This is a genomic window from Neglectibacter caecimuris, assembly GCF_034335015.1.
Taxonomy (GTDB): Bacteria; Bacillota; Clostridia; order Oscillospirales; family Acutalibacteraceae; genus Acutalibacter; species Acutalibacter caecimuris_A.
In genome coordinates this window covers 654,073-673,339 of record NZ_JAWXXK010000003.1, presented here as the reverse complement: position 1 = coordinate 673,339, position 19,267 = coordinate 654,073, and the positions used below count along the sequence as shown (strand labels likewise).

General features: G+C 55.7%; 17 protein-coding genes. 6 read left to right on the top strand and 11 right to left on the bottom strand.

Annotated features, from left to right (window positions below; translation table 11 throughout):
• Positions 1-73: 73 nt before the first annotated feature.
• From U8T64_RS06130 to U8T64_RS06105, 6 genes are all read right to left on the bottom strand, one after another.
• Positions 74-1,513: an MATE family efflux transporter gene (locus U8T64_RS06130; protein ID WP_322181934.1), complete on the bottom strand. Its 1,440-nt coding sequence runs from the start codon at positions 1,511-1,513 to the stop codon at positions 74-76.
• Positions 1,510-1,821 (bottom strand): Dabb family protein, encoded by a 312-nt coding sequence (locus U8T64_RS06125; RefSeq protein WP_322181932.1) that lies wholly within the window; start codon positions 1,819-1,821, stop codon positions 1,510-1,512. Before U8T64_RS06125 ends, U8T64_RS06130 begins: the two co-directional genes overlap by 4 nt.
• A 122-nt stretch (positions 1,822-1,943) precedes the next feature.
• Positions 1,944-3,026 (bottom strand): tetratricopeptide repeat-containing glycosyltransferase family 2 protein, encoded by a 1,083-nt coding sequence (locus tag U8T64_RS06120; RefSeq protein WP_322181930.1) that lies wholly within the window; start codon positions 3,024-3,026, stop codon positions 1,944-1,946.
• Positions 3,027-3,299: 273 nt separating this feature from the next.
• Positions 3,300-4,577 (bottom strand): exosporium glycoprotein BclB-related protein, encoded by a 1,278-nt coding sequence (locus U8T64_RS06115; RefSeq protein ID WP_367575402.1) that lies wholly within the window; start codon positions 4,575-4,577, stop codon positions 3,300-3,302.
• A 493-nt stretch (positions 4,578-5,070) separates the two neighbouring features.
• Positions 5,071-6,864: an ABC transporter ATP-binding protein gene (locus tag U8T64_RS06110; protein WP_322181928.1), complete on the bottom strand. Its 1,794-nt coding sequence runs from the start codon at positions 6,862-6,864 to the stop codon at positions 5,071-5,073.
• The gene (locus U8T64_RS06105) at positions 6,864-8,585 is read right to left on the bottom strand and encodes an ABC transporter ATP-binding protein (RefSeq protein ID WP_322181926.1); all 1,722 of its coding nucleotides are present in this window, start codon (positions 8,583-8,585) and stop codon (positions 6,864-6,866) included. Before U8T64_RS06105 ends, U8T64_RS06110 begins: the two co-directional genes overlap by 1 nt.
• 240 nt (positions 8,586-8,825) lie before the next feature.
• Here U8T64_RS06105 and U8T64_RS06100 point away from each other — a divergent pair, with 240 nt between their 5' ends.
• From U8T64_RS06100 to U8T64_RS06075, 6 genes are all read left to right on the top strand, one after another.
• Entirely contained in the window at positions 8,826-10,382 is a 1,557-nt protein-coding gene (locus U8T64_RS06100) for a carboxylesterase/lipase family protein (RefSeq protein ID WP_322181924.1), read from the top strand.
• A 231-nt stretch (positions 10,383-10,613) separates the two neighbouring features.
• A complete protein-coding gene (locus U8T64_RS06095) occupies positions 10,614-11,159 on the top strand; it encodes an SH3 domain-containing protein (protein WP_322181922.1) in 546 nt (181 codons plus the stop codon).
• 125 nt (positions 11,160-11,284) lie between these two features.
• A complete protein-coding gene (locus tag U8T64_RS06090; protein ID WP_322181920.1) occupies positions 11,285-11,908 on the top strand; it encodes a potassium channel family protein in 624 nt (207 codons plus the stop codon).
• A 32-nt stretch (positions 11,909-11,940) separates the two neighbouring features.
• Positions 11,941-12,603 carry a potassium channel family protein gene (locus U8T64_RS06085; protein ID WP_322181918.1) on the top strand — a complete coding sequence of 221 codons (663 nt, stop codon included), beginning with the start codon at positions 11,941-11,943 and terminating at the stop codon, positions 12,601-12,603.
• Between the two features lie 246 nt (positions 12,604-12,849).
• On the top strand, positions 12,850-13,278 hold the full coding sequence (locus U8T64_RS06080; RefSeq protein WP_322181917.1) for a Fur family transcriptional regulator: 429 nt from the start codon (positions 12,850-12,852) through the stop codon (positions 13,276-13,278).
• Positions 13,279-13,300: 22 nt separating this feature from the next.
• Positions 13,301-13,843, top strand: coding sequence for an NADH peroxidase (locus tag U8T64_RS06075; protein ID WP_322181916.1), 543 nt, complete (start codon positions 13,301-13,303; stop codon positions 13,841-13,843).
• A 169-nt stretch (positions 13,844-14,012) separates the two neighbouring features.
• Here U8T64_RS06075 and U8T64_RS06070 read toward each other — a convergent pair whose 3' ends face one another.
• The 5 genes from U8T64_RS06070 to U8T64_RS06050 form a co-directional block, all read right to left on the bottom strand.
• Positions 14,013-16,586 carry an ABC transporter permease gene (locus tag U8T64_RS06070; protein ID WP_322181915.1) on the bottom strand — a complete coding sequence of 858 codons (2,574 nt, stop codon included), beginning with the start codon at positions 16,584-16,586 and terminating at the stop codon, positions 14,013-14,015.
• Positions 16,583-17,269 carry an ABC transporter ATP-binding protein gene (locus U8T64_RS06065; RefSeq protein ID WP_322182056.1) on the bottom strand — a complete coding sequence of 229 codons (687 nt, stop codon included), beginning with the start codon at positions 17,267-17,269 and terminating at the stop codon, positions 16,583-16,585. Before U8T64_RS06065 ends, U8T64_RS06070 begins: the two co-directional genes overlap by 4 nt.
• Positions 17,270-17,353: 84 nt before the next feature.
• Complete coding sequence (locus tag U8T64_RS06060; RefSeq protein WP_322181914.1) at positions 17,354-18,307, bottom strand: sensor histidine kinase; 954 nt, start codon at positions 18,305-18,307, stop codon at positions 17,354-17,356.
• Complete coding sequence (locus U8T64_RS06055) at positions 18,304-18,966, bottom strand: response regulator transcription factor (RefSeq protein WP_322181911.1); 663 nt, start codon at positions 18,964-18,966, stop codon at positions 18,304-18,306. The genes U8T64_RS06060 and U8T64_RS06055 overlap by 4 nt, the downstream gene beginning before the upstream one ends.
• Entirely contained in the window at positions 18,944-19,207 is a 264-nt protein-coding gene (locus U8T64_RS06050) for a helix-turn-helix domain-containing protein (RefSeq protein WP_322181909.1), read from the bottom strand. Before U8T64_RS06050 ends, U8T64_RS06055 begins: the two co-directional genes overlap by 23 nt.
• Between the last annotated feature and the right edge of the window lie 60 nt (positions 19,208-19,267).

The following is a 19,267-nucleotide window of genomic DNA, read 5'->3' as shown; positions in this document are numbered from 1 at the left end:
GGCCTATAGGTGCTGTCTTCTTTTGAAACAGCACCGTTATTTTATCACAAACCGGACAGGTTGTAAAGCCTTTTTATGAGTTTTTTGGTTCCGGTTTTTTAGAGGTTCTGAAAAGGTCGATATTCAGCCAGCGGCCGCGGTAGAGACGGACCATGAAAACAAGACCCCGGGCAGAAAGCTCGGCGGCCATTGCCAGCCACACGCCGGCAAGGCCCAGGGGGCCCACCAGCAGCAGGGAAAGGGCCACGCGTACGCCCCACATGGTGCCCAAGCTCAGAAGGAAGGGCACCTTGGAATCCCCAGCGCCCCGCAGTGCACCGGAGGCCACAATGGAAGCGCCGAATAGGGGCTCGGCAAAGGCCACGATACGAAGCACCTGGGTGCCAAGGGCAATGACCTCTGGATCAGAGGTAAATATGGTGATAAGCTGAGGGGCGAACACAAACAGCACCAGCCCGCCGATGGTCATAAGGCCCACACCCAGCCAGGAAATGAGCCTGGCAAACCGTTTTGCCAGTTCTTTTCGCCCGGCGCCCACGGACTGTCCCACCAAGGTGGTGGCCGCTGTGGCGATACCGTAAGCGGGCATATAGCTCAGGGATTCAGCAGTGACAGCCAAATGGTTTGCCGCCACCGCCACAGTGTTGATACCGGCGATCAGGGAAGTGATGATCACTTGGGCAAGGCTTGTCAGCGTGCGCTCCAGCGCCACAGGCAGGCCCAGCCGCCAAACAGTCAAAAGGCAGGACTTTTCAAAGGAATACCGGCGCTTCATGGTGATGCGCACCGGGGAGTTTTTCAAAAAAATCGTCAGCGTAAAGAGAATGCACACCGTCACATTGGAACAGGCGGAGGCAAAGGCCGCGCCGCCCACGCCCCAGCCCGCGCCCCACATGGGAAAGGAAGCGCCCAACAGGGAAACTGTTCTGGCGGGGTAGATGAACAGCGTGTTCAGGATCACATTCAACACATTGGTGAGAAGGTTCAGAAGCATGGGAGTTTTGGTATCTCCCGCACAGCGAAGAATGGAGCTGAACATGTTGGAGCCAAAGGTAAAGGGCATGGCGCAGGCCATAATGCGGAAATACAAAGAGGCGTCTCCCCGAATTTCCTTCTGGGCCCGGAGCATGGCGGGCAGGGGAAAGGAAAGCGCCACACCGATAGCGCCGATGAGCAGGCCGAAAAGGACCACAAACCGCAGCGCCTGCCAGGTGACGCTTTTGGCGTCCTCCTCCCGGCCGGCGCCTAAATGCTGAGCCACCTGCACGGAAAAGCCCACTGCCGCCGCGCCGAACAGACCGCCAAACAGCCAGGTGGTGCTGGCGGTAAGACCCACGGCGGCGGTGGCGGCGGAGCCTAAGGAGCCCACCATGGCCGTATCTACATATTGCACCAGCGTGATCATGATCTGCTCTAAAATAGCGGGCCAGGATAAGATCAGGATCGCGGCCAGTGTGTCCCTTGTACGGGGCATTCCATCAGAGGTCAGCAGTGAAGAAATTCTGTCGTTCATAGCTCGATATCAACGCAGGCCCGGCCGCCCGGCTCCCGCAGCTCCTTTACAAAGGCCCCGAACGCCACGTGAAGCGGGTGCTTTTGGTAAGCCTCCAGCTCCTCAAGAGAGCGGAAGGTGGAATCCAGAATATAATCATAATTGGAAGGAACGGAGCCGGAAGCTCCGAAGGAAACCGTCATTTCCAAAATCTCAGGGATCTTTCCCCGCATGGCCAGCATGCGTTCCTTTGCTTCCCGCAGGTTTTCCTCTTTCGTTTTTCCGTTGGCTGTTTCCTTAAATTTGAACAACACGATATGGCGTATCATTTTTCTTTCCTCCTCAAAAGGCACTGGCTCGACTATACTACTTTTCCCGCTTTTTTGCAAGTCGCGATCAAGATTTCACATTTCTCCAGGAAATGAGCTTTCCGGGAATTTCTTTGTCTTTATCAGTTTTCCGAGGCGCTTCTTCCTTCAAAAAACGCTTTATTGTAGAGATAGGCCGGGCTGGTGGGTTTATATTTCCCCGCCCTTCGGTTGTATTCCTCCGCCCCCGCAAAATCGCCCAACTGATACAGGCATAGACAGAGCTGCAAACAGGGCAGGTACCCATAGCAATCGGGAATGACAAAACCTCCGGCAGTATCGTTACGGGTGCAGTTCAGCGCCTGTTTGTACCAATAGGCGGCTGTGGAAAAATCGGAGCGCTCACAGAAAAACGCGCCCAGGTCACAGCAGACCTCCGCCCGGGGCGGGCCAAACCGCAGACTGCGAAGCAGGGCGGAAAAAGATTTTTCCGGCTGCCCTAACCGGCTGAAGCAGGCGGAAAGATCCCGGCAGGCCTCGATCTCGTTTTCCACCCAGCCTTTTCCGGAATCCAGAAACTCTTTGAGTACTACCGCCGCCTCGGGATCTCTGCCGTGGGCGGCCAGTTCTCTGGCATAATAAAACTGATCTCTGGGCCCGAGCACCCCCTTTTCCCGAAGCAGGCGCTCAAAAATGCGCAGGTTTCTGTCCGGATCGCCGGGGCCGGTTTTCCGGTGGGACACCGCTGTTTCATTGTAGATCACCTTTCCCGCCGGAACAATGGCCTCGTGGATCGCGCCCTGCCAGGCAAAGCCCGTTTCTCTCCGGATCAGCCTCTCCCGATAGTAAGTGAAGCTGGGGCTGCCGGTTTCATCAAAGGCAGTGTGATACCGCAGCATCACGATGTCCGTATCGGGGGAAAGGCTTTCCTTCAGGCGGCGGAACTTTTCCCGGTCCTCCGGCTCGATCACGTCGTCCGCGTCCAGCCACAGGCAGTACTCCATGGAAGCCTTGGAAAAGGAAAAATTCCGGGCGGCGGCAAAATCGTCCCGCCAGGGAAAACCGTACACCTGCTCCGTATAGCGCCGGGCGATCTCCACGGTGCGGTCCGTGCTGCCCGTATCCGCAATGACGATCTCGTCCACCAGATCCCGCACAGAATCCAAACAGCGGGGCAGATGTTTTTCTTCATTTTTTACGATCATACATAAGCTGACAGTGACCATAAGAGCCCTTCTTTCAGTGGATAAGAACCTGTATTCATAACCGAAGATGCCGGATGAGCGAGAATTTTTCGTGTTGTTCTAGGCGAATTTGGGCAGGCATACTGTCCGTATGGCAAGCAAATTTAACGATGAGCAACACGAAAAAGGCCGCTCAGACGGCGTTTGCAGGTTGTGAATACAGGTTCTAAGTACCGTGCGGTCTTGTATGACCGCACTTTTTTACTTCCGCTCCGGAAGGAGCCTTTTTCCGGTTTTCCTTTGCCATAGCCTAAATCAGGAAATTGCCAGGCCGCCGCTGGCATAGCCTGCCACAGTGTTTACCAGTGTCAGACCGGAGGCGGTAGCGGTAAACACCAGCATCAGTCGGGTTTCGGGTGTTACGGGAATGTTCAGTCCATCTGTAACGCCGGAGGACAGTGTGCCGGCGGAAATGACGCCTGTCAGGGCAGGAGTCAAGCTGACTGCTGCGCCGGGAACGGCGGTAAACACGTTGTCCGGTGTGACAGATCGATAAAGCTGGGCGGTAATCTGGATTGTAGAGCCTACCAGTGAAAGAGCGGCCGTTGTGCTGAAAAATGCACTTAGGCTGGTAATTATACCGTCTCTCGGCATGGAGAACGCAAAGTTGGTCAGTGTTCCCGCCGGATTTGTCAGGTTGATGGTGCCTCCGCTGATGGTAAGGCCGGGTGCGGAGCTGCCGAAGCCTACAAAGGCCGGTGTGCCCACCAGGCCGCCTGCAACGGTAGTCAGAGAAACAGGCAGTCCGGAAGCGAAGGGGATAATAGCAGCGCTTCCTGCTATGCCGGTGGGTCCAGTGGGTCCGGTCACGCCGTCAGCGCCTGTTGCGCCGGTGGGCCCGGTGGGTCCGGTCACGCCGTCAGCGCCTGTTGCGCCGGTGGGCCCGGTGGGTCCGGTCACGCCGTCAGCGCCTGTTGCGCCGGTAGGTCCAGTGGGTCCGGTCACGCCGTCAGCGCCTGTTGCGCCGGTGGGCCCGGTGGGTCCGGTCACGCCGTTTGTGCCCGCAGCGCCGGTAGGGCCGGTGGGTCCGGTCACGCCGTTTGTGCCCGCAGCGCCGGTGGGCCCGGTGGGTCCGGTCACGCCGTCAGCGCCCGTTGCGCCGGTGGGCCCGGTGGGTCCGGTCACGCCGTTTGTGCCCGCAGCGCCGGTGGGCCCGGTGGGTCCGGTCACGCCGTTTGTGCCCGCAGCGCCGGTGGGCCCGGTGGGTCCGGTCACGCCGTCAGCGCCTGTTGCGCCGGTAGGGCCGGTGGGTCCGGTCACGCCGTTTGTGCCCGCAGCGCCGGTAGGGCCGGGCTGGCCTTGAATACCTTGAACACCTTGAGGCCCGGTCGCGCCGGTATTACCGGGAACACCCTGAGGCCCCTGAAGGCCCTGCACCCCCTGAGGCCCGGCAGGGCCGGTATCACCCGGAATCCCCTGAGGGCCTTGAGGCCCCTGGGGCCCCGGCACAGGGCAGAATTGAGGGCAAGGGCAGGACGGGCAGCAAGGGTCTTCATGGCTGTCGCAGCACCCGCTGCCGCGATAGATCTTCATAGATAATGATCTCCTTCCATTTTATTCTGAAAAACTGTGGGAAAAAATTCTCACAGTCCAGAATATGCGGACAGGCTGGAAAAGTGAAAAGTACCGCGGCAAAATGGACCATTTTGCCGCGGTACTTTTCAGAGATCAGACGTCAGATGCTGGATCATGGTGGCGCCTTCGGCGCAATAAAGGAAGGGCAAGACAATGAGCAATGAAGGACAGAGTGATAAATTGTAGTTTAGCGAACTAGTTGTTAGCAGTCGTTAGAGAAGGACAAGCCCCCTCCTCTGTCATTCTGAGCCGTAGGCGAAGAATCTCGTCCTTAACCCCAGGGCAAAAGGGCAAAGAACGAGATTCTTCGCTTCGCTCAGAATGACAAGAGGGTGGTGTGCAGATAACCGCTAAATTCCAATTTACCTGCCCTTGCCCTTAAATTGCTCATTCCTCATTCCTAATTCCTAATTGCTCATTAATTATGCGCTCTTCTCTAACAACTAACAAGCTATTGAAATTGAGAATTGTACAAGCTGGCGTAAAAGCCGTTTTTTGCCATCAGCGCCGCATGGTTTCCCTGCTCCACGATATCGCCGTCTTTTACCACCAGAATGTGGTTGGCGTTTTGAATGGTGGAAAGCCGGTGGGCGATGACAAAGCAGGTTTTATCCTTCATCAGCTCCCGCATGGCGGCCTGAATGCGCATTTCCGTGCGGGTATCCACATTGGAGGTGGCCTCGTCCAGAATCAGCATTTTCGCGTCCAGCAGCATGGCCCTGGCAATGGTCAAAAGCTGTTTCTGGCCCTGGGAAATGTTCATACCGTTTTCGTCCAGCACCGTGTCATAGCCCTGGGGCAGGCCCATAATGTAGCGGTGGATATGGGCGGCCCTGGCGGCGGCCTCCACGTCCTCCCGGCGGGCGTTCTTTTTTCCGTAGGCCAGGTTCTCAAAGATGGTGCCGGTAAACAGCCAGGTGTCCTGCAGCACCATGGCGTAGGAAAGCCGCAGGCTTTTGCGGGTGATGCCTCGGATCTCTCTGCCGTCCAGGGAAATGGAGCCGGAATCCGGGTCGTAAAACCGCATCAGGAGATTGATGAGGGTGGTTTTTCCTGCCCCGGTAGGCCCTACAATGGCGATCAGTTCGCCGGGCGGGGCGTGTAGGCTCAGATCGTGAATGATGGTTTTCCCCGGCACATAGCCGAATTGCACATGCTTCATGGAAACGTCTCCCGTCACCTGGGAAAGAACCTGGGCGTCCGGGACATCGGCGGGCTCGGGCTCCTCGTCGATCAGCCGGAACACCCGCTCCGCCGCGGCGCAGGCGGACTGCAGCTCGCTGATGATATTGGCGATCTCGTTGATGGGCCCGGAAAATTTGCGGGAATACAGCACGAAGGAGGAAAGGTTTCCGATGGTGATGCGCTCCAGCAGGAACAGCACCGCCCCCAAAATGCTGACAAAGGCCAGGGAAAGGTTGTTGATCAGGTTCACGGAGGGGCCCATCATGCCGCCGTAATAATCGGCGTTGTAGTAGGCGTCCACCGCTTCCTTGTTCCGTTTGTCAAACCGGGAGATCATCACTTCCTCCCGGTGGTAGGCCTTTGTGGTTTTCTGCCCGGAGATCACCTCCTCCACAAAGCCGTTGAGCTCTCCCAGCATCATGGAGCGCTTGCGGAACAGCGGGCGCACCCGCTTTGTCATATACCGGGTAAATAAAATGGACATGGGAATGGTCACGGCAAAGACCAGCACCAGCAGGGGAGAAATGGCGATCATCATCACAAGAGAACCCAGCACGGTAATGACGCTGGCGGCAATTTGCAGCAGGTCGTTGGAAAGAGAGGCGTTTACCGTGTCGATATCATAGGAGATCCGGCTGACGATATCTCCGGTCTGGTGGGTGTCAAAATACCCTACCGGCAGTTCGGTGAGCCGGTCAAATACCTGCTTTCGCATTTGATAGACGATCTTCTGGCTCAGGTGGATCATCAAAATGGAGAGCAGGTAGGAAAGAGCGGAGGACAAGGCGTAAAAGCCGATCATCAGCGCGCAGAAAAGGAATACTGCGGGAAAATCGGCCTCCCCCGGCCCCATGCCGATGGCGTCGATAGCCCGGCCGGACAGATACGGCCCCAAAAGGGCCAGAAGATTGCTGGATATGGTGAGCAGGATCGCCCCCAGCGCCATCCATTTATGGGCATAAAGATAAGTCCAAAGGCGCAAAAGCACTTTTTTTCGATCCTTGGGCTTTTCGGAAAGTCCCCGGGGGCCTCTTCCGCTGCCCGGTCCTCTCGGCGGCATTACGCTCCCTCCTTTGCCATCTGAATTTTGGCGATCTCCCGGTAGATCTCACAGGAATCTATCAGTTCCTGGTGGGAGCCGTAGCCCAGGGCCCTTCCTTCCTCCAGCACCAAAATGTGGTCGGCATGGAGAAGGGAGCTGACCCGCTGGGCCACGATCACGGTGGTAACGCCGCCGTATTCTTCCCGCAGAGCCTGCCGGAGCGCGGCGTCCGTTTTATAGTCCAGAGCGGAGGAGGAATCGTCCAAAATCAAAATCTCGGGGGTTCCCGCCAGGGCCCTGGCAATGAGCAGCCGCTGTTTCTGGCCGCCGCTTAAATTGGTGCCCTTGGCGGTGAGCATATGCTGAAAGCCATCGGGCAGGGCGGAGATAAATTCCATAGCCTGGGCGCAGCGGGCGGCCTTTTCCACCTGCTCCCGGGGCAGTCCCCGCCCGAAATCGATATTTTCATAAATGGTGTCCGCAAAGAGCACATCGTTTTGAAAGGTCACGCCGAATTTGGTGTGAAGCTCCTCCGGGGGAATGGAAAAGACCGGCCGGCCGGAGAGGGAGATCAGGCCGCTGTCCGGGTCATAAAGCCGCATGAGCAGCGCCGCCAGGGTGGATTTTCCGCTGCCGGTGGCCCCAATGATTCCCAGGGTTTCCCCGGGCTTCAGGGCAAAGCTGATATCTTCTACGCTGGGCTCTTTTTTGGCATAGGAGAAGGTCACATGCTGAAATTCCACATGATATTCCGTTTTCGTCCGTTCGGCCTGAGAGGTGACCAGATCCGCCGGGGTGCTCAGCACCTCGGCAATGCGGTTTCCGGAGGCGATGCCCTTGGAGCCCATGACGAAAATGCGGGTAATGCCCATCATGGCGTTTAAGATAATGGTGAAATAGGTGAGAAACGCAATAATCTTTCCCGGCTGGGTCAGCCCCGCGTTGACCCGGAAGGCGCCGGTCAGAATCACGGCGGTCAGGCCGATGTTCAGAAAGAGGTTGACCAGGGGATTTGTGAGGGCCATGGTGATTCCGGCCTTTTTTTCCTGCTCCACTACCGCCTCATTCACCCCGGCAAAGCGCTCCTTTTCGTATTCGGTTTTCGACAGCGCCTTGATCACCCGAATGCCGGAAATATTTTCCCGCACCGTGCGCACCATGGAATCCACCTTTTTCTGCAATTCCTGATAGAGCGGGATCCCCCTTTTCGACACGCCGAACATCAGCCCGCCCAGAAAAGGCAGGGTGCAGATCAGTACCAGCGCCAGCACGGGATCCAGCGTCAGTGTAATGAGAACGCCGCCCAAAAGCAGAATGGGGGCGCGCACGCCCATGCGCTGAGACATGCCGATCATCTGGTGCACATTGTAAGTATCGCTGGTGAGGCGGGATTCCAGAGAGGGAATGGAATAGGCGTCTACCTGAGCGCAGGAAAGCAGGGAGATCTTTGAGAAGAGATCGTGCCGAATGACTTCGGTGGTGTGCTGGGCCACCCAGGCCGCCATACGGTTGGCGGCAATATTGGTGATCCAGGCCAGCAGTGCGGCCAGCACCATGCCGCCGCCCCACAGGGCGATCAGCCCCAGATCCTTTTGGGGCACCACCTCATCGATGATGCGGGAAAGCATCCAGGGCAGCAGCAGATCCATGACAGAGCCGATAAATTTAATGGTAAGCCCCAGGCTCATTCTGGGAACAAAGGGCTTTAAGTAGCGCAAAATCATTTTCATGTATGGCATCTCCCCACCTTTCAACCAATTCCGCATTCTACTCTATCATAAATTAGTTGAAAGTGCAACTATTTTTGCAAATCCGGGTATTTTGGCCTAAAAAAGCGAAGACAGAAAAATTTTTTCAGAAAGGTTGCGCAAAGGAAAAAAGAATTGTAAAATAAAACCAAACGGAAAAATGATTTGGGAGATCTTCCTCCGGTTTGACCGGAAGGAAGCGGATTTCTCCAAAGAAAGGCGGAAAAAACGATGGCAAGAACATTTCTCTGCACGAAAACGGAACCGGTGGTACAGACAAAGGCGGGAAAGCTGCGGGGCTTCCGGCTGGACAGCACCTACATCTTCCAGGGCGTGGAGTACGCCTGGGCGGAGCGCTTCCAGCCGCCGCAACCGGTAACGCCCTGGGAAGGGATCAAGGACGCCCTTTCCTATGGGTATGTCTGTCCGCTGCTGCACCAGGAAACACCCAACGGCGAGGTGATGGTGCCCCACCGCTACTGGCCCATGGACGAGCATTGCCAGAACCTGAATATCTGGACCCAGTCGCTTGATCCCAAAGCGAAAAGGCCCGTGCTGGTCTGGCTTCATGGCGGCGGCTTTTCCGCCGGCTCCGCCATTGAGCATATCGCCTATGACGGGGAAAACATGAGCCGCCGGGGCGACGTGGTGGTGGTCTCCGTAAACCACAGGCTGAACCTGCTGGGATATCTGGATCTGGAGCCCTTTGGAGAAAAATATAAGAATTCCTGCAACGCCGGCAATGCCGACCTGGTGGCCTCTTTGCGGTGGATCCGGGAAAATATTGAAAGCTTCGGCGGCGATCCCGACAACGTCACCCTGTTTGGGCAGTCCGGCGGCGGCATGAAGGTGTGGACCCTGATGCAGACCCCTTCCGCAGACGGTCTGTTCCACAAGGGCATTGTGCAAAGCGGCGTGATCGAGGGCTTCGGGGACGAGCAAAAGCCGGACGGCAGAAAAATCGTCACCGCCATGCTGCACGAGCTGGGGCTTACCGAGCAGGACGCCGCCCAGCTAGAAACGCTGCCCTACGCCTGCCTGGCGGAAGCCTATGAAAAGGTGGCTCCCGGCTTGCAGCGGCAGGGCGTCTATGTGGGAAACACCCCCGCCCCCAATGATTTTTATGTGGGAGACCCCAGAACCGTGGGCTTCACCGAGCATGCCAAAACCATTCCGGTCATGGTGGGGACCGTATTCGGCGAGTTTGCCTTCGCGCCGGGAATTCCTACTAAAAACGATTTGACGGAGGAGGAAAAGACCGCGCTGGTGGAAAAAAAATACAGCGATGGCGGCGGAGAGCTGATAAAGCTGTTCCGGCAGGCCTGGCCGGAAAAGGACCTTACCACCCTATTGACGCTGGATTCCATGTTCCGCGCTCCCTCTCAGGATTTTATCGAGAAAAAGGCTGCCCATCGGGAAAGCCCCACCTACTCTTATCTCTTCGCGTACGAGCCGCCCTATGACGGCGGAAAAACGGCCTGGCACTGTGCGGAGATCCCCTTTGTGTTCCACAACACCTGCCTGACGCCTGTGTTCAACGAGCCCGGCGTTACCGACAGGCTGGAGGACCAAATGTGCGACGCATGGCTCGCCTTCGCGAAAACCGGCGCTCCCGGCTGCCCCGCCTTACCGGATTGGCCCGCCTGCGAGCCCGGAAAAGAACAGGTCATGGTATTTGACCGGGAATGCTCCCTGCGGGAAAATTTCGATAAGGAGCTCGTGGCGCTTCACAAAAAGCTGGCGCCGCCCTTCTTCCTGATGGCGGAGGACGAGCCGATCCAGCATTGAACTTTTCGGGCCTTAGCGGTGCTTTGCACGGTGTTTTTTGTACAAAAAAGGGTGGAAGGCCTCTGCTTGAAATTGCGCTGCCCAGCTATGGACTTTTTGAAAAATAGTTGGTATAATAGGCATAAATTACCAGACACTTGAAAAGCGAGGAGCTTCAGGAGAAACATGGGGCGCATGTTTTTAGCGGTCCCAAGTGTTTCATGGAAGTGAAAGAAAGGGAAGTGTTCTACTATGGTGAAGCTGTTATTGAGCCTGCTGATGGTTTTGTGCCTGATCCTTCCGGTTTTTTCCGGCTGCGGCGGGAAAGATAACAAAAAAGAGAATTCCTCCAGCCCGGCTTCCTCTTCCTCTGTGGTTCGCGCCACGCCGTCTCCTGTACCGGTGCAGAAGGCGAAGGCGGTACGGGTCAAGGCGGACGATGGCCTGAATATCCGCTCCACTCCTTCTACAGATGGGGAAATTTTGGGCCTGGCGGAGAATAACAGCTTTCTTCCCTTGCTGGTGGATACCGCTTCAGACGGCTGGTATCAGGTGGAGTATGAAGGAAAAGCCGCCTATGTGTCTGCGGAATTCGCTGAGATCAAGGAAGTCACCTTAAGTGAGTACAACAAGCTGAAATCCGGCGGAGGGCTGTCCTCTGAAAGCTCGTCAAAGCCTGTGGACGATGATCCGGGCAAGCCTGTTTCCTCCCCCTCTTCGCAGGCGTCCTCTCAGGAGCCCTCCGGGAAAACGGAGTCTTCCAAGGGCGCGGGAGCGCATAATGAGGACGGCGAATAGAACAAAATAAAAACGGCGCCGCCTGGCTATGCGGGCGCTGTTTCCAAAGGTTTCCGGGCCGGAGCGGGCTTTCCGCTTTCGGCCTTTTCCTTGGCACAGAGTTACGGAAAGGAACGGAGAGGTTTATGAATATTTTAATAATAGGCGGCGGCCAGCTGGGCAGAAAAACGGCGGAAATTTTAGACGCGGCAGGGCACACGGTAGAGGTGCTGGACGAAAGCGGAGACAATCTGCCCCTGCTCAGCCCGGAATTCGGCGGCGTGACCTCCGTGGGCTTTCCGCTGGACATCAAAAATTTGCGGGAAACCGGCATTGAGGGCTGCGATGCGGTGGCGGTAGTCACGGCGGACGACAATTTGAATATCACGGTGGGTCAGATCGTCAAGGACTTTTTCAAAGTGCCACGGGTGATCGCCAGAATTTCCGATCCCCAGCGGGAAACCGTATTTGAAAGTTTTGGTCTGCAGACCGTATGCCCTACCAACATGGCTGGGGACAAGCTGGTGGCAGCGCTGACCGGCTCTCAACAGGGCGGACAGCTTACCTTCGGCACGGCCACGGTGTCCCTTCAGACGCGCAGGGTGGAGAAAAGGCTGTTTGGGCATACTACCGCGGAGCTGGAAGCACAGCCTGGGGAAGGCGTGTTCGGCGTGGTGAAGGAGGACGGCTCATTCCTGCTGCTGGAGCACGGCGGACAGCTTCCTCTGGACGCGGGAGATTCCGTGGTGTATAGCTGCAAGATCGATTGACGCCATTTGGCTCAGGGGAAAGGAGCTTCCTAATGAGAATGATCGTAATGGGTGGGGGAAAGATCGGCTGGAACCTGGCCCGCACTCTTTTGGAAAAAAGGTATGAGGTCAGCGTGATCGAAAAGGACAGAGCCCGCTGCCGAAAGCTGGCGGACGACCTGGACGCCACTATTTGCCGGGGAGACGGCACAAATATTTCCGTTCTGGAAGCGGCGGGGACCATGAAAGCTGATTGTTTCATGGCGGTAACCGGAGCGGATCAGGATAACCTGGTGGCTGCTCAGCTGGCCCGGAAATATTTTCACACGAAAAAGGTCATTGCCAGGGTAAATGATCCCCGGAACGTGGACACCTTTCGGCTTTTAGGTGTGGAAAATATCGTTTGCAGCGCGGAGATCCTGACCAGAATGATCGAGCAGGAGGCGGATCAGGCCCACATGCACCTGATCGCCACCTTAAACCAGGGAAAGGCCGGGATCTGCTCGATCACTCTTCCGGAAAATTCCGCCCTGGACGGCATTGCCCTGCGGGACATCAAATTCCCCGTGGGCTCGCTGGTCATTTCCCTCATCAGAAACGAAGAGTTGACGATCCCCAACGGCTCCACGGTGCTGCAAAAGGGAGACGAGCTGGTAGCTGTTGCCGGGGAAAAGGTTCAAAAGGCACTGGTAAAAGCGCTTTCTGCGGAAAGATAGAGAAAGCCGGAGAAACGCCCGCCGTCCAAGCCGTTTTTGCCCTGCGACAGGGAGAGCTTGCACGCGTATCTTATCGGTGCAGCTCTGAAATTTGCGCTTTGAGCTGTTTTGTAAAAAGAAAATTTTGGCGATAACACGGAATTTTCAAAAAACAACAAAAATAGTAATGATTCCTACTTTACAAACGGAAAACCCTGTGTTATACTTGGCCTTGTAAGGCAAAGAAAACACAAAGGAGGGGAAGCCGTGGCAAAGCGGGAAAATTTCAGCCAAAAGCGGGTAGCTATCTTGAACACGCTGCGGGGAACCACGGTGCATCCTACCGCGGAGTGGGTTTATACCACGCTGCAGCCCCAGTACCCGGACCTGAGTCTGGGTACTGTGTATCGGAATCTGAAGCGCTTCTGCGCGGAAGGACGGGCTGTCAGCGTAGGAGTCATCAACGGCCAGGAGCATTTTGACGGCACCGTGATGCCCCATGCCCATTTTATCTGTACGAAATGCGGCGCTGTACTGGACGTGCAGAAGGATTTCTTCGGCCCGGAGAAGCTGAGGCAGCTTTCCCAGCATACCGGACAGAGGATAGAAAGCGCCTGCGTGACCTTCCGGGGCGTTTGTGAAAGCTGTCAGAAAAAAGAGTCAGGCGAAATGCAGGCCGGGTTTCCGGCCCAATAAAAATATTTGGAGGTACTAAGTTATGAAAAAGTTTGTCTGCACCATTTGCGGCTATGTGTATGAAGGGGACGCCGCTCCCGAAAAGTGCCCTGTCTGCGGCGCCGCCGCGGAGAAGTTCAACGAGCAGTCCGGCGATATGAGCTGGGCCGCGGAGCATGTAGTGGGCGTTGCCAAGGGCGTGGACGAGAAGATCCTGCAGGGTCTGCGGGAAAACTTCCAGGGCGAGTGCACCGAGGTTGGTATGTATCTTGCCATGGCCCGTGTAGCCCATCGCGAGGGCTATCCTGAAATCGGCCTGTACTGGGAGAAGGCCGCCTGGGAAGAGGCCGAGCATGCCGCCAAGTTTGCCGAGCTTCTGGGCGAGGTGGTCACCGATTCCACCAAGAAGAACCTGGAGATGCGCGTAGAGGCCGAAAACGGCGCTACCATGGGCAAAACCGAGCTGGCCAAGCTGGCCAAGGCCCAGAATCTGGACGCGATCCATGATACCGTCCACGAGATGGCCCGGGACGAGGCTCGCCACGGCAAGGCCTTCAAGGGCCTGCTGGAGCGGTACTTTAAGTAAGAGATCCTCTGCTGATCCAGTGCTTTTTGAGAGGGAACAGGAAAGCCTGTTCTCTCTTTTTTTATGTTTGCTTGGAAATATACGGACGGAAACAATGGTTTGATAGTGGAAGCATTTGCAAACTTGATCATCAGCCCAAACTCTCTCCATAGGAAGTGAATTCATCATTTTACAATGATTCCTCTCTCTTTACCCGCTCGGTCAATGACGATTTTGTCACTATGCGATAGGAAAGCTCAGCCGCCACAGCACCTAGAACAAAAAGCAGAAGCAGGATCCCCACCGCTGGCATAGATATCGCAGAAAATTTCACGTCGAATACCTGCGCCAGCAGCGTGTTGGATAAAGCAGACCCAACTGCAAAGGCTGCAAGTCCAAACACCCCGCCCACGCTGTTTTCATACAGCAGCATCAAACGAAGCTGTGTGTGGGTCATACCCACCGTTTCCAGCATGGCGAACTCCCGCCGCCGCTGGACGGTAGAGGTAAGGGCGCTATTGACCATGTTCATCAGCCCAATCAAAAAGATGATCCCGCACAGGCTGTACCCTGTAAGTTGAATGGCACCAAGCCGTTCCTGCAATTCTATCATGCCGGTGAGTTTGCCTCCAACAAGATACTCGAACCTTGTGTCGCCAGAGCCCACGCCGCGCCTCTCCGTCAAGGCCTGTACCTCTTCCAGAAGTGCGTCCGACCTGCCCTCTTTTGCGTTCACAAGCACCTTGAATACCGCCGCGTCCGGGAACTCCCTCTCAAAGACGTTCTCGGGCAGCAGGAAAAACACTTGCTCCTCGCCGGCGGTATTCACCATGGGACTACTCTCGCAAATCTCCGCCAGCGCTGTCCAAAGGCCGGCAGACAGATCAGCGGGGGCAACTTCATATTTTCCTTTTAAGCTATCTGAGGAAAGCACCTCCCCGGAGGAAAACTGAAAATCCGGAAAGATCTGCTCCTCCTCTTTCGTGTAAACGCACAGCACGTGTCTGCCGTCGTACAGTTCCTCTCCGTCATAGCAAACCGGCTTGCGTCCGTTCTCCCGGGACACGACAATGTACTGGCAGAGCTCGTCGGGAATGGAGAGAACGGCGGTTTTTATTCTGCCGCTGTCAAGAATACTCTGGTATGCCTCCCGCACCTGCGCCCACTCATATTCTGTCTCTTGCGCCAGAAACGAGCGAAGCCTCTCTTCCAGGCTGGGAGAAATATCTGCCTCTACCTGTCCAAAACGCAGAAACTGCATTTCCTCCACGTTTTCAGAGTTGGCAAGGCTCTCAATCATATCCGGCTCCACCGCAATGAATTTTGAGATATGGGTCAGCGCCTCGGGGATAAGGCCAGTGTGGTTCCCGTCCGACAGCCCCAGCTCCACATCGAACATTCCAACTGGTTCGATGTTAGCAATAGCGTCCGTGAACCCGCCTACTATCACAAAAAGCAGCACGGACACCATCGCCGAAAGCGAAGTCACCAGCATTCGCCCCCGGCTTCGGCGCAGCCCCGCCATAGCAAGGCTCCTGGGGGAGGCAGGGGCCTCCCGGCGCTTTTCCTTTTTGGGCGCTTTGTTCTCCGGCTCAGCCGATACCGACTGTATGGGCGTCATTTTCTTGATACGCGTAAGGGGCCGCAGCGCCGAGAAGAACAGGGTAAACAGAGTAAGCCCCCCGCTGAGCAGAGCGATTATCGGGCTGAACCGGTAGGGCAGCACCTCCCCGCTCATGCTCATAAAGATAGGGGAGAGAAGCTTGAATCCGATAAAATACCCCGCTACCAGACCCACCGGCAGCGCCCCGCAGGCGATAAGCCCAGTCTGCGCGAGAGTCAGCTTTTTCATCTGCCAATGCGTCATTCCAATCACTTTCAGCAGCCCAAAGGCGCGCATATCCTGGGTCAGCGCGATGGAATAGATGTTGTAGATGAGCAGGAACGCCGCGAAAAACAGCACCCCTATCACCAGGAGTATCAGCAGGACGGTGCCCGGCTGGAGGAAGATGCCCAAATCCGCCCCTACATAGGCGTTGTTGATTTGCGTGCGCTGCTCCTCACCGGGGACCTCCCACGGGGACAACCGCTCCATGACCGCGTTCAATCGCTGGTCTATTCCAAAGCTGCTGTGAAAGTTCATCATGACGCTCAGTTCCAATTCCTCCGCCACGTGCTCTCCATACAGCGCCACCGCCGGGGACGGCCTATCTGCATAGCCGCGATAGAAACCGGAGACAATGTAGATTCTCTCCCTTGCCATCGGCTCCGCAGACTCCGCGCCCATAATGAAAAACCTGACCTTGTCGCCAATGGAAAGCGTAGGAAACGCTTCCCGGCAGAGCAGGATCTGATCCGCCGCTTGGGGAAACCGCCCCTCGGTCATTGTCATAAAAAGGTGCGGCAGAGCTTTCTCCCTGTCCACAAAAGCCACCCCAAACCCTTGCTCTGCGCTATTCGCCTCTGCCGGTTCCTCCCAAAGCACAGGAGCAAAGGATACCGAAAATGTCTCTGAAACCTCGGGGGCGCTTTGAATTTCCTCCCGTAAGGCTTCCCCGGAGATAGAATATCCGGTATCAACAATTAACGCATGGCAATCGGAGGTAAACGCCAACATTTTAGAAAGCTGTATGGAATCCAAAGTGCAGTGGACAAAGCTGATCACCGTCATGTACAGCACCGTGGTGAGCACCACCGCCACAGCCACGAAGCTGGCGCGAAGCCGGTGGGAGCTTATCTGCAAGCGTGCAAGTCGAAAAATCATATAGACCCCTCCCCGCTGTCAGACACGATGCGTCCGTCCTCAATACGGATGCGCCGGGAGGTCATTTGCGCCAGCTCCTCGTTATGAGTGATCATCACGATAGTCTGTGAGAGCTCCCTGTTTAGTTTCTCAAGAAGGAGCATAACTTCCAGGCTGGTTTTGCTGTCGAGGTTTCCGGTAGGCTCGTCCGCCAGGACAATGTGGGGCTTTGTAGCCAGCGCCCGGGCAATCGCCACCCGCTGCTGCTGTCCGCCGGAGAGCTGGGAGGGCATGGAGTAGCGCTTTTCGTAGATACCCAGGGTGGAAAGAAGCTGAGATATTCCCTCCAGGTCGGCTTTCATTTTGTCTAACCCCAGGGGAAGCACCACGTTTTCCCAGACATTCAGGCCGGGGATAAGGTTGTAGTTCTGGAACACGAAGCCAATATAGCGCCGCCTAAAGACTGTCAGCTTATCGGGCTTCAGGGAGTAGAGATCCGTGCCGTCGATGGTAACTTTGCCCTCGGTGGGGATATCGATGCCGCCAAGCAGATGCAGAAGCGTACTCTTGCCGCTGCCGCTGGAACCTACCACAGAGACGAACTCACCGCGCTCCACGGACAGGGTTACCCCGTCCAGGGCGCGCAGCGTGTTTTCACCGCTCCCATAAATCTTTGTCAGTCGATCCGTTTGTATCAGCATAATTTGTGCCCTTTCTTTGATTTTTGCCTATTATAGCAAACGAATCTTTCAGAGACGTAACGAAATCTTTCAGTTTTGAAAGATTCTCTATTCAGCGGGCAGAAAAATGCTGAACCGGCACCCTCCGCCCTCCCGGTTTTCGCAGAATACCCGGCCCCCTTGTGCCTGCACGATCATACGGCAGAGGGTAAGGCCGATTCCAACGCCGGAAGCATTCCGAGTCGTCTTACCACGATAAAACCGTTTCCAAATTTCTGGCAGTTCTTCCTCCGGTATGCCGGGGCCCTCGTCGAGAATATCCAGCCGGATATACCTGTCATACCGCTGGGCCGCAATCTCTATCTTCGAGCCCCCCGGCGCATATTTGACGGCGTTGTCAAGAATCGCGCCCATTGCTTCGGCGGTCCAGCGCGGGTCGAATACGGCGGTCAGGTCCTGAGGGATTTCCGCGGAGAGCGCTATGCTTTTGCTTCCAGCTTCGGGCACAACGGCTGATAGTGCCTGGGCCGCCAGAGTCTCTACAGAATTCTCAACTGGGTGCACGTTTTCCTCAATGAGCCCGCCCTCACAGCGGGAGAGTTTTACAAGCGCGTCCAGAAGAAAAACCAGCTTGTTCGTCTGCTGAACGATTGCCGTGGATTCGGGGGAGTCCGGCAACAGCTCGGCGTACATTTTAGCGGCAGTTAGGGGAGTTTTGCACTGGTGAGCAATGTCGGAGACCAGCGCCGCCAGGTTGCGGTAGCTCTCGGTAACGCGCCGGTCCCGCGTTTCCTCCTCACCGCGTTTCAGCCTGAGCTGCCGCGCAAGCGGTGCAATCTCCCTTTCTGAAACCGTGAAATTATCTTTACCCTCCAATGTCTTTTGCACATCGCCCAGCAGCCTTTGCCTCCGCATTTTTTCATACAGCGCAAAGGCCACGGCAATAAAGCCTGAAAGTGCCGCATAGCAGACAGTTGGCCAGATGCTGCCCACGTAAAGACCATTCACAATGCAAAACACCACGGTCAGAATGAGCCAAATAACGATGAAAAGCAATGTCATGTTCTGTCACCTACCCACATATATCCCAGTCCGTAAATGGTACTGATGCTTTTCTCACCCAGCCGCCTCCGCAAACGGCTGACTGTAACGGACAGCGCATTCTCGTTGAGCTCCTCACCGCCCTCCCAGAGAGCGTCGGTGAGCACCGCCCGAGACAGCACATTGCCCGCGTTTTTCACCAGTACCGCCAGCAGCTTGTATTCCGTGGAACCAAGAGATACTCTTGTGCCGTCTACAAAAAAATCCAACGATGTAAAATCGAACCGGTACCGCCGGTCTACATACAAATCGCTTCGCTTTTCTGTGCGCTCCAGCAGGGCGGCAATGCGTTCCCGAAGCACCATCAGGGAAAAGGGCTTTTTCACATAATCACAGGCACCGGCACGAAACGCTGCTACTTCGTCAATTTCCGAATCACGCACGGTAAGGAACATGACCGGGATTGATGTCCCCTGCATAAGCTTCCGGCAGAAGTCAATTCCATTTCCGTCGGGAAGATTACAGTCAAGAAGCATTAAATCAAAATGTTCTGCCTGTAAGTATCGTTTCGCAGATGCTAAATCTCCTGCACCTACTGTGCCCAAGATATCCGAAGAAAGCGACCTGCATAGACCTGCGCGGATAGTTTCGTCATCTTCAACGATTAGAATTCTTTTCATGTGCATTCTCTCCTTGCTCTGCGGCATCTTTTTCGTCCTTGTTTGTAGTTGGTTTGTGGTTTTTATATCTTTTGTCCATGGGTTTTTTCGCGTTCTTTGGTGTTAGCCAAACCCGGCTTAAATGCACAACACTCTCCATGCGGCTTTCCGAACAAAGAATTTGAATCCGGCGCTGGGAAATCCCCCATAGCTTTGCCGCTTCCTGTACCGTTATGTAGTCAAATATTTTCCGTTTCTCCATATAGCAGCCTATAGAGCATTATAATCGTTCAACCGAATAAAATCAACAAATTATCAGTGA

Coding starts and splice junctions, on each gene's coding strand:
- U8T64_RS06115 (WP_367575402.1), bottom strand. CDS start 4,577: ATGAAGATCTATCGCGGCAGCGGGTGCTGCGACAGCCATGAAGACCCT.
- U8T64_RS06095 (WP_322181922.1), top strand. CDS start 10,614: ATGGTGAAGCTGTTATTGAGCCTGCTGATGGTTTTGTGCCTGATCCTT.
- U8T64_RS06100 (WP_322181924.1), top strand. CDS start 8,826: ATGGCAAGAACATTTCTCTGCACGAAAACGGAACCGGTGGTACAGACA.
- U8T64_RS06085 (WP_322181918.1), top strand. CDS start 11,941: ATGAGAATGATCGTAATGGGTGGGGGAAAGATCGGCTGGAACCTGGCC.
- U8T64_RS06060 (WP_322181914.1), bottom strand. CDS start 18,307: ATGACATTGCTTTTCATCGTTATTTGGCTCATTCTGACCGTGGTGTTT.
- U8T64_RS06055 (WP_322181911.1), bottom strand. CDS start 18,966: ATGAAAAGAATTCTAATCGTTGAAGATGACGAAACTATCCGCGCAGGT.
- U8T64_RS06075 (WP_322181916.1), top strand. CDS start 13,301: ATGAAAAAGTTTGTCTGCACCATTTGCGGCTATGTGTATGAAGGGGAC.
- U8T64_RS06050 (WP_322181909.1), bottom strand. CDS start 19,207: ATGGAGAAACGGAAAATATTTGACTACATAACGGTACAGGAAGCGGCA.
- U8T64_RS06070 (WP_322181915.1), bottom strand. CDS start 16,586: ATGATTTTTCGACTTGCACGCTTGCAGATAAGCTCCCACCGGCTTCGC.
- U8T64_RS06105 (WP_322181926.1), bottom strand. CDS start 8,585: ATGCCATACATGAAAATGATTTTGCGCTACTTAAAGCCCTTTGTTCCC.
- U8T64_RS06110 (WP_322181928.1), bottom strand. CDS start 6,864: ATGCCGCCGAGAGGACCGGGCAGCGGAAGAGGCCCCCGGGGACTTTCC.
- U8T64_RS06130 (WP_322181934.1), bottom strand. CDS start 1,513: ATGAACGACAGAATTTCTTCACTGCTGACCTCTGATGGAATGCCCCGT.
- U8T64_RS06125 (WP_322181932.1), bottom strand. CDS start 1,821: ATGATACGCCATATCGTGTTGTTCAAATTTAAGGAAACAGCCAACGGA.
- U8T64_RS06120 (WP_322181930.1), bottom strand. CDS start 3,026: ATGGTCACTGTCAGCTTATGTATGATCGTAAAAAATGAAGAAAAACAT.
- U8T64_RS06090 (WP_322181920.1), top strand. CDS start 11,285: ATGAATATTTTAATAATAGGCGGCGGCCAGCTGGGCAGAAAAACGGCG.